The 13,078-nt window shown below is 45.1% G+C and carries 6 protein-coding genes; all 6 read right to left on the reverse strand.

Annotation, left to right across the window (positions count from 1 at the left end):
- Positions 1 to 27: 27 nt before the first annotated feature.
- The 6 genes from MUCPA_RS01075 to MUCPA_RS01100 all read right to left on the reverse strand — a co-directional run bounded on the left by MUCPA_RS01075 (position 28) and on the right by MUCPA_RS01100 (position 12,982).
- Positions 28 to 549 (reverse strand): tetratricopeptide repeat protein, encoded by a 522-nt coding sequence (locus MUCPA_RS01075; protein ID WP_040625593.1) that lies wholly within the window; start codon positions 547 to 549, stop codon positions 28 to 30.
- A 392-nt stretch (positions 550 to 941) separates the two neighbouring features.
- Positions 942 to 1,985, reverse strand: a complete 1,044-nt coding sequence (locus MUCPA_RS01080; protein WP_008503967.1) for a PorP/SprF family type IX secretion system membrane protein — start codon at positions 1,983 to 1,985, stop codon at positions 942 to 944.
- A 24-nt stretch (positions 1,986 to 2,009) separates the two neighbouring features.
- Positions 2,010 to 7,196 carry a PKD domain-containing protein gene (locus tag MUCPA_RS01085; RefSeq protein ID WP_008503968.1) on the reverse strand — a complete coding sequence of 1,729 codons (5,187 nt, stop codon included), beginning with the start codon at positions 7,194 to 7,196 and terminating at the stop codon, positions 2,010 to 2,012.
- Between the two features lie 355 nt (positions 7,197 to 7,551).
- Positions 7,552 to 8,772 (reverse strand): glycoside hydrolase family 5 protein, encoded by a 1,221-nt coding sequence (locus MUCPA_RS01090; protein ID WP_008503969.1) that lies wholly within the window; start codon positions 8,770 to 8,772, stop codon positions 7,552 to 7,554.
- Between the two features lie 10 nt (positions 8,773 to 8,782).
- Positions 8,783 to 11,497 (reverse strand): glycoside hydrolase family 2 TIM barrel-domain containing protein, encoded by a 2,715-nt coding sequence (locus tag MUCPA_RS01095; protein WP_157543786.1) that lies wholly within the window; start codon positions 11,495 to 11,497, stop codon positions 8,783 to 8,785.
- An 18-nt stretch (positions 11,498 to 11,515) separates the two neighbouring features.
- Positions 11,516 to 12,982 (reverse strand): glycoside hydrolase family 30 protein, encoded by a 1,467-nt coding sequence (locus MUCPA_RS01100; protein ID WP_008503971.1) that lies wholly within the window; start codon positions 12,980 to 12,982, stop codon positions 11,516 to 11,518.
- Between the last annotated feature and the right edge of the window lie 96 nt (positions 12,983 to 13,078).

Consider the following 13,078-nt stretch of genomic DNA (forward strand, 5'->3'; position numbering starts at 1 on the left):
CTAAACATCAGGTTAGCCTCCTGTACCCTACTCAGTTAAGCTATAAGTATAACCCTTATTGCGCTCCATTTTAAACTTAACCCGGCTTATGCTTTCTTCAATTTCATCCTGCCGTTGCTTGTCTGTAACCTTCAATAAAGCACTATTATAGTAGCCCAGCGCCTGCACCCATCTCGAATTATTTTCGGCACATAAAGCCATCTGATTATAGATCGACGAAGCATAAACTCCCGGAACGGTCAACGCCGTTACCGAAACTTTATTAACCAAAAGTTCCATATTTAAAAACACCAGCAATTTAATGTAGTGAAAATAAACATCCGGAAACGATGGGTCAAGCTCGGCACAAAGTTTAAAATGATAGCCTGCGGCTTTGTAATCCTGCAGGTCGTAGTAGTAAAGCTTGCCCATTTGGTAATGCGCGCGCACATACAAAGGGTCGTTATCTAAAATTTCGTTTAGCAACTTTAACGATTTCGGCGCCTCGCCATAATTCATCTCCTCTACCGCCTGCAAGTATTTCTCTTCTATCGTATAGTAAGTATCCATAAAATTTAATATCGTGTAATTGCTCCTGATCAAAAGGAGGCATTAATTGTTCTTTAATATTTTCTTGATGACCTGATGATGGCTTATGCCACCCCAGTTTTTTTGAAGAGAGATACTAAGCGAATGCAAAATCCCCCTGCAGCGGCGCAATGGGCCACTTTGAAAACATGTACAGGTTAGTTAGGATTAGCATTGTCGTAATTTTTCGCTAAGGTAAGTAATTTTCAGCAAAAAATACAAGATCTGTAATCAAGGCATCCTGGCAGCACCATTTTTTTTAATGGACCGTTGCCTTCGGCCGGGCTTTCCGTTCATACTGCGCAGGCCGTCAACTTTTTTCAAGACGTAACAAACCCAAAATCAATCAATCAATCAATCAATCAATCAATCAATCAATAAAAATGATAACACTGTCTTGACTGGTCAAACTTATCATAATTGCCATTTCTTGAAGGCAAGGTAGTTTGGTAGCCCAAACTTGCTTCGGAGGTTCCGCTGGTATTACCTGAGTTTAGGCCTGAGAAAGACATATCGTGATCAACACCCAAACGAAGCTTCTCGCCTGCGTCCCTGTTGATAAATAGGTCGAAGATCAGCGATAGTACCACTGTATTGGGCCCTTCTGCCCCACCGCTGCCCCGGTACCACAGGCCTGCGTTAACGCCGCGGTGCTTGTATTGCATACCCGCGCTAAAAGATTGGGCTGTAGACTGACGGTAAAAAACAACCGATGGTATCAGGTATGATTTGTCGGCCTCGTCGCGGTCCTCATAAGCATTATTAAGGCCCAAACGATAGCTGATGTGCCCAGTGCCACGCATGGGTAACCTATCAGGCGCACCGGTAAACGATTGGTCGGGACGGTTAATATGCTGCAAGGCGGCACCGGCCATAAATTCGCCCACTACCAGGTTTACCCCTGCTCCGGAATCGAAATAGTACCTGTTGTTAAATTGCGGAAGTTCTGCCGAAGTAGTTGAACCGGGTACATAACCCAGGCGCGGATCTATCTGATCGCTGAACACCAGCTTATTCCAGTCTACGGATCTGTTGGTTACACCGGCCTGTAAACCAAACGATAATATAAAATTATCGGAGCCCACGCTGTACGAGTAAACACCCGAAACATTATTTTTGGTAAGATAGGCCGCTCCCTCGCTGCTGCGGGTAAACATTAAACCTACTCCCCCGCCAAATTGCGGAATTTTGAGATCTATAGATGCCGTAAGATACGATAGGTTACCCGGCGCCGCCGACCATTGATTGCGATAGATGAGATTCATGCGGAGGTCGCCCTCAAACTGACCGTTAAGCGCCGGGTTTAGATATACCGGCGCATTAAAAAACTGAGAATATAGATGATCCTGGGCGAAGCTATGCAAAGTTGCCGCTGCGAGCAGTAACATGGAATAGAACAGTTTTGTTAAAGTTTTCATGAGTACTTTCAATAATCAATTATGCTATCTTATTAAATTAACTGAGCCTGTTCTTTTGGGTAATGAGTTATTGTACGACATACCTTTCCATTCGGTACCGTTTATAAAGGTGGCGGTAGCCTGCCACAGGTATACACCTTGCTGCGCGGGCGACCCTTTAAAGGTGCCGTCCCAGCCTTCAGCCGGGGTTCCGTTTGGCCCAAGTCTGCTGGTTTGCCACACCAGTTCGCCCCAGGTGTTAAATATTTTCATGCTCCAGCTTTTCATGCCCGAGCCTATGGCCTTGAAAGACCGAAGTTCGGTGTTTAAACTGCTTGGCATAAATGCGTTTGGCATGTACAACTGCCCTGGCACACCTGTAATACGTACATCATGTACAGCGCTGCTGGCACAACCCTGGCTGTTGGTAGTGGTTAAAGTAACCTTATAGCGGCCGGTATCGGCGTAGGTATGTTCAGTATTTTTTGAGGTAGAGGTTTTACCATCGCCAAAGCTCCAGTACCATTGGGTGGGGTTACCGCTGGTTTGATCGATAAACGAAAACCGGTAATCGGGTATATTGATTACTGTATCCGGCCTGATAGCGAATGCCGTAACAGGTGGCGATGTAACCGTAATATAGTTGGCCTTGACTATGGTATTTGAACATCCGGTAACGGTATTGGTAGCCGTTAGGGTAACGGTATAGGCCTGGTTTTGATATTGATAAGTATGCGGCAAAGGATTAGCAACTAATGAATGTGGCGATCCGTCTCCAAAATCCCAGTCGTATTGATAGGCCAGTTCATCACCTGCTGATATGCCTGTAGTCTGGTTGGTAAAATTTACGGTAACAAGGCTGCATCCGCTGGTTACATCGGCAGTAAATTGTGCTATTGGAGCCTGGAAAACATCAATCCTGTTTGCTGGGGCAGACTCCACAACACTACAATTATCGGTAGCAGTAATGGTAACATAGTAAGTACCGGGCGTGTTAAAAGCGTACGGCAGATCGGCAGTACCTGCGCTACGCCTATCGATAATTTTGTTATTGGCGTCGTATATATTATAGGTAAAACTTGTACCGCCATTGGTATTATTAACTAAAGTTACCAGTAGTGGTGCGCAGCCTTTGCTTACATTATCCTGGATAAACATTTGGGGCGTTATGGAAGAAGGCGATATCGTTAGCGGGATATGCCTGGTTTCGGCAGTGGTTCCGCAAAAATCGGTGGCCACCATATAAACAGTATACGTTTTTGTAGTTGTTGGGCTTACCGGGTCAAAAACCGCAGTCGTTTTATCGTTCAGTAATATTTGCTGCACCAGCCTTGTCCCATCGTATAAATAGAAAACATAACTTTTATTATTGCCAGGCGATGTATTTTTAACGCTTATGGCAAATGGGGCGCAGCCCGAAAGCTTGTCGGGCAAAATGGATACTACAGGTGCCGCCGGGCGTACCACCACCTGGTAGGTGAAGGGCGGCCTAACCGCGCAGTTGTTTACCGCGGTTAGCGATACGGTATAGGTCGTATCCTTCCCATCGGTGCGCGACTGGAAAGTATGCGAAGGGCTTACGGCCGACGATTGCGAGCCATCGCCAAAATCCCATAAAAAACTACCGGTAAGTAGATTGGATGTATTAGTAAAACTAACTGCATATGTGCCGCAGCCATTGCTCTTATCGGCTGTAAAACTGGGGGTTACATCAACCAGGTCGGTAATAACTACCTCGTCCTGGTTATCTATACAAGGGGCAAGCCCTTTTATTATCCACACAAATTTATATACATTGCCGCCTGTTAAGCCGCCAATCTGCGTCTCGTTGTTATCCGGCAAAGCGATGTTAACTACAGGCCCTTCGGTTTGCTTCCACGAACCGGTGAACGGAGCGGGAGCGTTACCCTTTAAGGTGGCCGAAGCGAGGTTGCAAAGGATTTGATCGGGACCGGCATTAGCGGCTACCGCGGGCTGATTAACGGTGATAACCGTTACCGATGAAGGTATAATGGCACACACACCGCTTTGTATTACCGCCCTGTATTGCGTGGTTTGTGTTAAGTTTAAATAGGATAAACTGCTTGTAGTATTGTTAACCATTTGCCATGAAACGCCGTTATCCACCGAGGCCTCCCAGCGCAAAACGTTGCCCGACTGGCCGGTGAGATTGACAACACCGCTGTTACTGCCTGCGCAGGTGGTGGTAGTACCTGATGTTGTGCCGGCAACTGTATTATTATCAATAGTGAGCGTCATCACGTTGGTTGTTGGCGCGCAGGTTGAGGCGTTGGTAATGGTCCACCTGAATTTGTAGCTATTGCCGGGTATGAGTCCGGATACGGTAGCATCAGGCCTGGTATCGTCGGAAAAAGTAACGCCGCTCTGGCCCGAGTCCAAGGTCCATTTACCGGTACCGGGCGATGGGTCGTTACCTTTCAGCGTATAGGTGCTTGTGTTACAAACTTCGGCATCGGCGCCTGGCACCGATGGTACCGGTAACGGCTGCACGGTTATTTTGACATCTACCGGTTGCCCGGCACAATTGCCTATAGGTGTAATGGTATAGGTAACGGTTGCAACCGCGTTACTGTTGTTCACCAACACATCCTGTATACTGCTGGCAGCTATGGGTGTTACCTGGTTGCTATTGCCGCTTACACTGCCGGTTGTAGTACTTGTCCAGGTATAGCTTTTGCCCGCCACGTTGGATGATAAAATAATATTTGACTGCTGGTTACTGCAAATAACTTGGTCTACAGCGCCTTTAATAACCGGTACAGGCGAAACGGTAACCGTTAATGTAAACGGACTACCATCGCAACCATTATTATGCGGAACGATGGTATAAGTTATAACAGCATTGTTATCGGCATCATTATCAACAATCACATCGTTAATGGTGGCGTCTGTCCCCGATGTGGTAAAGCCGGTGGCATTGCCTGATGTTAACTGGGCCGTCCAGGTAAAGGTGCTTGCGGGTACATTTGATGTAATTTGATAGCCAAGTGGGCTGCCTGTACAAATAGCCTTGGTGGCAGCGCTGTTAATGGTGTTAACCGGGTAAATATTGATGGTAACATTTTTTTGAATATCACTGCATTGGCCCAGTAAATCAGTAGTAACATCTAAAGTAAGTGTTACTGTACCGGCGGCTATTTCGGCGGCACTCGGGGTATAAACCGGCGTTAATGATGATGTTCTGTCGGGCGCAAAAGTACCTGTGCCGCCTTTCCATTGCAGGCTTTTATAGCTGCCGTTAGTCACCGATCCGGCAATGGTAACTGAACTGCCGGGACATATAGGCTGCTGAACCACCGCATTAACGGTAGGTGCCTGCTGAAAGGTAATGTTTTGTTTTTTTGTATCGGCGCCGCAGGTGTTGGTATAAGTAAGAGCTACCGTATAAGTACCATAATCCGGGAATAATATTTGCGGGTATTGGCTGCTGGCGCTTGTTCCATTAACAAAGCTGGCCGGGGCCGAGCCACCTGCGGAGGTAACCACCCATAAAAAGGTAGCAGACTGATCTGTGGTACCACTGTATGATATTTGGGTGGGACCGGGATCTGTATTGAAAGTAAGCACCTGGTTGTTGCCGCATAAAGGCAAATCGGCAGATAAGGTGGCCGTGGGCGCTGAGTTAACTACAATGGTTTGTACCGGGCTGGTAATTACACCGCATGAGGCGCTGTTAATGGCTAACTTAACCTGGTAACTACCGGTTTTTGAAAAAACAAACTGGGGCTGCGCGCTATTGGCTGTAGTGCCGCCCGCATAGGTAACAGCAGCCGGGCCGGTTACCGTCCAGGTATAGGTGGCCGGAAGAGAACAGGCTGCGTCGGTTACCGAGGTATTAACGGGCGTTACAGCCCCTCCTTCCAAACAAACACTTGCCGGAACTGTAAAGGCGGGTTTGGGAGGATTCTGGATACAGATATCCTGGGTAAGATCTGCCGCGGGGCATAAGCCGTTGTTATTTTGCAGGCGCAGGGTTACGTGGTGGGTACCATTGGTTGCAAAAGCATGAACAAAAGGTTGGCTCAAGCTATAATTAGGGTACTGCACACCATCAGCTATCCAGGTATATTGAGCGTTTAGGTAACTACAATCGGTACCGGTGGCATTGGGGTCTTGCCCGGGATAAGAGGTATTGTTAAAAGTAATGTTGCTGCCCGTACAGCCAATAGCTGGGTTATTAAATTTATTGGTTGCGGGGTTAAGTACTTTTGCGTAGCTCGTTACCCTTGTGCCTACGTTACCGCAATAAACACTGGTTGGTTGCAAATCAATTTCAAAAACGTTATTCTGGGCATTGGTTACATTACCGCATGATGATTTGACATAAATATGGCTCAATTTCCCCCCTGCGGCCATAATATCGCAAAGCGTTAGTGAACTGGTTGATCCATCGCCCCATTTAACACCATAGGTCAAACCCGGAAAATTTCTTTGGATACCGTTGGCTGTAGTAACGTCAACATTATAGGAGAGCCCCTCGTTACTGCTGGCGCTTAAACAAATAGTATTGCTGCCCGTGGTACCAAAATTAGAATTAATTACATTGTTAATTAAAGTATACGATTTTGTACCTACAATACCGTTATTAACTGCTTTCACTGTAATGGTATAGTTAGCAGCCTTCGCACTGAAGTTAACGCTGGGCGAAAGTGTCAGCGAGTCTTCTTTGGCTTTAGCCAATTCATTATAAAATACCGCGCTAACCGTTGATCCTCCTGTGGATCGATCTGTGAAGCCATACGTAGTGTTATCGGTTCCGCTGCATGACCCGAATACTTCCGGATAAGTTGAATTGATAGTTTGGGAGGCTACTCCGGCAGCCACGCCTGCCGATGCACTGATTGTGATTGGCTGCGAAGGCGCACTAACAACGGCGGGTGCTGTTGATTTTACCCTTACCATATAATTACTCCCGGCCGCAGTGCCCACAGGAATGATACCGTTTACAAATGTAGCGTAGAAGCCGGTAAAACTGCCTATCAATTTTTCGGAAGCAAAATTACCCGTAGCATCGGATAAGTATAACCGGAAAACATTGCTTTGCGCAATACATCCGGAAGTATTATCAACATTAATTTTAACGCTGATGGTTGAACCTTGTCCAAAAGTACCGGCATCAATACCATTAACGTTGATGGTTTGTGCACAAGCAGGCGTAAAAGTAAAAAGCTTAAAAAATACAATAACAAATACAACCGTTAACTTATACACATCATCCTCCTGTTACAAATAGATTTATTGTACTTCATCATATCCTGGAGTGGAAATAAATTAAGTGACAGGCTTTTGTACGTGAGTTTTTTAATTATAGTTACAAAATTTAATTACAAATTATCCAATTATCCTTAAATGACAAGGAAAATCATAACAATCCAGTTAACAGTGAGTTAGTTACAGTATTCAAGCATTATTTCAAACACCTATCAATTATAAAATACTTAATATGAATAAGTTAAGATCTCAAAAAACAAAAATTATCTTATCAGCTAACTAATTCAAATTTGGCAAGTTGAAACTGACAAGGCGAATATGGTTAAATCCACGGCAATATTATGGTTATCACTTGTTATTTAAAACCTAATGCATTGTTATAGCCGTTATTGGGCGTACAGTTTTCAAAGCGGCAATTTTTCAGAAAATCGTTTAAGGCCTCTTCTACTTCGGCCTTATTTGCCGGCTTCGCTTTTCTGATAGCATCAAAAGTTTGCCTGTCGCTTTCGGCGTAAGCTATCACCTTGTCGTAGTTTTCGGGTTGCTTAAATTCAACCACGCCACTCTTATTCAGCATTTTTTTATAGGGCCAATAATGCCAGCCAATGTTGTTTTTCTCCAGCAGCTGCCTAAATTCGGCAACCCAGGTATCGTTGTTCTCTCCGGTTTCGCCTGCGTAGATGGGCACATTATACTTTTCCCTGAAATCAACATATTGCTGAATTACATCGGGTGTGGTTTTTGTCCAGTACTTATGAAAGGTATAAACCAGTTTAGCATCAAATGGTGCTCCAAATATTTTAAAATTAGAGTCCCACTGGGCGCCGCCTAAAAACAACAGGTGATTTTTATCAACGCTGCGGATAGCCTGAGTGATTTGCTTATAAAGAGGTTCCAGATAAGGGTTCAGTCTGCCGGTATCAATCCGGGTAGAGATCGGTTCGTTTAGCAGATCGTAACCCATCACCGTTTTGTCGCTTTTATAACGGGCGGCTATTTTTTTCCAGATCGCTATCGTTAAATCGCGGCTTCCCTGGTTTTCAAACAGGTAGGCATCGCCATAACTGTCGTCAATATTATCGCCGGTTTGTCCGCCGGGCGCACAGTGCATATCCAGAATAACATAAATACCCTCTTGCCTGCACCAGCCTATTACCCTGTCGAGCAGTTTAAAGCCGCGTTCCGGGTCGTTCGCTCCTAAATAATCTTCGTTTGTAAATAATTTATAGTGAAACGGAACCCGGATGGAGTTTACACCAATACTTTTTAAATAATGGATATCCGGTTGGGTGATATAGGCATCCAGGTATTTCTCCCAAAAAGCCTTTGCTTTATCGGGCCCTATCAGTTCGTTAATAGCTTCGCTAATTTGGCGCGGTGCATTGGTTTTGTTAAATTTAAACATATACCCTTCGGGGATAAGCCAGTTACCCAGGTTGGTGCCTCTGATTAAAAAGCTTTTGTTATCGGGGCCGATGATCTCCTTGCCCCTGGTATTAAAAAAGCCGTTCCCTTGTCCCGATGCTTTTATGCTCAGGCATAACATAGCCATCAATAATGCTGTTTTCAATTTCATATCAATCAATTTAGTATATCTTTTTCACCTGGAGCGCGTTGAGTACGGGTTCCCCTTTTTTTGCCCTGAATAATATGCGGATGCCATTATCATCAGTAACTACTAACTGCATTTTTTTTGATACGGCCCGGGCTTTGCCATATTGCTCTGCTATATTAAAATCCTCGAGAGTTAGTTTATCATTGATGTACACATCAAAAACACGATCAGCACTTTGCTGACTTCCGGCAGACCGGCTTAAATTGTAAGCAAGATCTTTGGTTTTGCTGCCCATCAGTTCGGCAAAATCCATCGTTATCTCATAATTCCCGTTGGGTACATCCAGGCGGTACTGCGTTATACCGAGCTGCTGAGTTTGAAAAACCGGATCATTAGCTGTTCCGGATATCGCTTTATCAGAACCATAGCTTTGCCGTCCGTTATTTACTGCGTAGGGTACACCGCCAATAAAACCCCAGCTCCCTTTTTGATAAGGTTGATCGGGCTGCCATACTTCGTGGTTAAAATCGTCCACAAAATAACGTTTTGAACCGAGCAAAATATTGATGCCCGTAAATGGGTTGGTTACCCTTTTCAGATTAGCTGGCTGCAGTTTAAAATTGATCCGGACATCGTCGTTATATGTTTTACCCCTATCATAAGCTGTAACCACAATCATATTTTCGCCATTTATAAAAGGCACCTGCCATTGGCATTGTTTATCTATAGCTTTTTGCCAACCCAGCAACTTGCCGTTGATGCAGAGCTGAGCGCTATCCAAATTGGTATAAACCCTGATGGTTTGAAGGGCAGTTGTGTCCCCATCATTTACCGCGGTACCTGTACGGTATGCCCATAAAGCCGATGCAATTTTGATGAAAGGCGATTTTAGCAAGTTAGCCTGGTAAAAATAATATACATTTTTAGCTTGGCGGTTCCAGGTTAACAGGCCTTTGTTATTGATGTGGGGCATGCTTTCCTCGCGCAGGTTGGAGTTAAAATCGGCCAGGTTCCAGATGGCGGCCCCGGCAACAAATGGCCTTTTTAATATTTCTTTTAAATAAATGTGATGATAATGCTCGGCATATTCCACGGTTTTATCGAAGCGTACGGGCGTATCGGTATGCAAACGGGGGTCGGCATCGGCGCCGTATTCGGTAATCAACATAGGTTTTTCCGGCATCAGCTGATGGGCATGATCCATAAATCTGGCAAAGCCGTTAATATCTTTACCATACCAGCCATCATATAAATTCCATCCCACCAGCATGGGTACGGCGGTAAGCCCCGTGCGATTATACAAATCAAAATTTCCGTGGTTGGAGATCATGGTATAGCGGGACGGATCTTCCCGGCGGCAAATATCGTCAAGGCTTTGTGCCAGCTCAACTACATGTTTATAGTACTGCTCCAGCCGGAGTTTATCCTTCTCAAATTTAGGCCTTAACATAATCTCGTTCATGTAGGCCCATATTAAAATGCTGGGGTGGTTAAAATTTTGATGGATCATCTCCCGCACCATGTTTCGGCAGTTATGATAAAAAGTTTCCGACTCGGTAATGGTATTCACCACCGGTATTTCAACCGAGGCAATAATGCCCAACCTATCACAAGCTTCCAACAACGCGGCATCCTGCGGATAATGGGCCACCCGTAAAAAATTAGCACCCATTTGCTTTAACATCTCAATATCATGAACCTGTATCTGTTTTGGCAAAGCATTCCCGAGCCCTTCAAAATCCTGGTGCCTGCTGGCCCCTATCAGCTTCACAGCCTTCCCGTTAAGGAAAAAACCTTTCCCTGCATCAAAACTAAACCAGCGAAAACCCAATGGGTTAGATAGCTCGTCCAGTAATTGATGGCTACGGGCATCATAAATCCGGGTGCTTACCGTGTACAGGTAAGGCTCATCCGGCGACCATAAATGCGGATTGGAAACAGATAAAATATGCTGCGTGATAACAGATGATTGCCCCGCGTTAATTTTTAATGCTGATGTTTGCGTGCTTACCTGGCGGCCGGCCTGATCTTGAATAAGGGTAACAATTTGTAAACTGGCCGTAGTTGGCCCACTGTTAACAATGTTGCTTCTAATATCAACAGCTGCTTTTTGCGTGCTAACAGTGGGGGTAGTGACGCAGACCCCGCCGCCGCCATAGTCCGGGTCGTCGAAATGGATATTGTTGGTGCTAACCAGGTACACATCGCGGTAAATACCTCCGTAAAAAGTAAAATCGGCAGTTAAGGGTGGTATATCTTCGTTTAAACTATTGTTTACTTTAACAGCTATCTCGTTAGCTACTCCATTATATTTCAACAGATTGCCTGCCCGGATACTGAAACCTGTATAACCACCTGAATGCTTCCCCGCGTATTGGCCATTTACATATACCTCTGTTTGCTGGTTGGCGCCTTTAAAATAGAGAAATACCCTTCGCGATTGATCTGCCTCGTTTAGTTTAAAAGTTTTTTTATACCAACCTTTACCACGGTAATAATCATGATCGTCGTCCATCACATCGGCAGCATTCCAGGTATGGGGCAAGTTTACTTTTTGCCAGTTAAGGCCTTTGGGAGCATCGTTATCACCGCTTTTTGATAAGGTATCTATACTGAAATCCCATTGATCATTTAAGCTGACCACGGTGCGCCCCGGAACAGGTACTTTTTGCGAAAAAGAAAAGGAGGTGCAGGCAGCCAACAACAGAGCCAGGTTAATTTTCAGTAGCGCATATCTATCCATCATATCTTTAAAAACTGCTATTTAAAGTATAATGGTTGTTATGGAGTGAGCCAGACTTTTGGTTTCTGCGGCCTTGCCCTGTATCAATAAATGGTAGGGCACTTCATCATCAGTGGTGTTCATTACAACTACGGCTATTTTACCATCTGTATTGATAAAAGCCGTGGTTTGCAGTTTATCGCGGTTTGATGTACTCACAATCCTTTTAGCTCCCGGGCGTATAAATTTAGAAAACTGGCCGATATAGTAATAAGCGTTGGTATAAAGCAATTCGCCTGTTTGGGTATTGGCATGTACCGGTGCAAAGCAATAATTACCTACGTGGTTTGGCCCGCCTTTTTCGTCCAGTAAAATATTCCAGTCCGTCCAGCCTACTGTTCCGCTGTTAAAATCATTGATCATCGAATGGCCGTATCTTTCGCCCAGCGACCAAAGATTGATCCTATCCAAATCAAATTTTTCGGTACATCCTTCGGTGAAAATCAGGTTTGTGGCGGGGAATGCCGCTGTAACCTGCTTTTCGTTTTCAAACTGCATGGGGCCGCCTGTCCAGGTTTCGTACCAATGGTAGCCTATGCCCCAAACATATTTGGCTGCCTCAGGGTCGCTCAAAATGGTGGCGGCACGCTGGTATAATAAATCGCGATTATGATCCCAGGCAATTAGTTTTTTGTTAGCCATTCCGGCCTTTTGCAGCGTGGGGCCTAAAAAAATCTTAATAAAATCACGTTCTTCCTCTGCTGTAAAAACACACGATTCCCATTTCTGTTTGGCCATAGGCTCGTTCTGTACCGTAAGTCCCCATATCGGGATGCCTTGTTTTTGATATTCCTGCACAAACTTTACAAAGTGATTGGCCCAGCTTTGGCGGTATTGCGGCATCAGTTTGCCGCCATGCAGCATATCGTTGTTATCTTTCATCCAGGCGGGCGGGCTCCAGGGGCTGGCAAATATATTGAGCTTACCACCCGCGGCCGCTATAGCTTGCCTGATTAAAGGGATGCGAAATTTTTCATCGTGCGCCAGGCTGAAAGTCTTGAGCGATGCATCGCCATTGGCTATGTAAGTATAAACATCGCTCGAAAAATCGCAACTCTGGATATTGGTTCGCCCCAAAGTATAACCGATTCCTTTTTGCGGGTCGTAATAAGCCTGTAATATTTCCTGCTGTTTGTTTTTGGGCAGTTTGGCAAAGGTTTCGGCGGCAGCATCGGTTAAGGCTCCCCCAATGCCTATAAACGACTGGAAAGTTTTAGATGGGTCAACCTGCACAAAAACCTCCGTCTCTAACGGTTGGGGCCAGTTTTTAAACGGCAACACGCCGGTATTGCTGATGCGGTAATTAGTTTTATCGGCAGTGGTGTATGTCGTTGCAGTTTTACCGGCGATAGCAAAAGCGGGCGCCTTTGCCTTTTTACTTACCTGCGCTTTAAGCGGGTAAACGCCACAAAGCAGCAATATTAAAAGTAGGGCTGAGTTTTTTTTCATCAGATTTTAAAGATAAATGGATTTGGATATTGGCAAACTCATATAAAGCTACCCGGATTATTGTTTAAAACAAACCTTTATCCGGATAGCTTATCG

Source organism: Mucilaginibacter paludis DSM 18603 (assembly GCF_000166195.2).
Classification (GTDB): Bacteria; Bacteroidota; Bacteroidia; order Sphingobacteriales; family Sphingobacteriaceae; genus Mucilaginibacter; species Mucilaginibacter paludis.

Coding starts and splice junctions, on each gene's coding strand:
- MUCPA_RS01090 (WP_008503969.1), bottom strand. CDS start 8,772: ATGAAATTGAAAACAGCATTATTGATGGCTATGTTATGCCTGAGCATA.
- MUCPA_RS01080 (WP_008503967.1), bottom strand. CDS start 1,985: ATGAAAACTTTAACAAAACTGTTCTATTCCATGTTACTGCTCGCAGCG.
- MUCPA_RS01095 (WP_157543786.1), bottom strand. CDS start 11,497: ATGATGGATAGATATGCGCTACTGAAAATTAACCTGGCTCTGTTGTTG.
- MUCPA_RS01100 (WP_008503971.1), bottom strand. CDS start 12,982: ATGAAAAAAAACTCAGCCCTACTTTTAATATTGCTGCTTTGTGGCGTT.
- MUCPA_RS01075 (WP_040625593.1), bottom strand. CDS start 549: ATGGATACTTACTATACGATAGAAGAGAAATACTTGCAGGCGGTAGAG.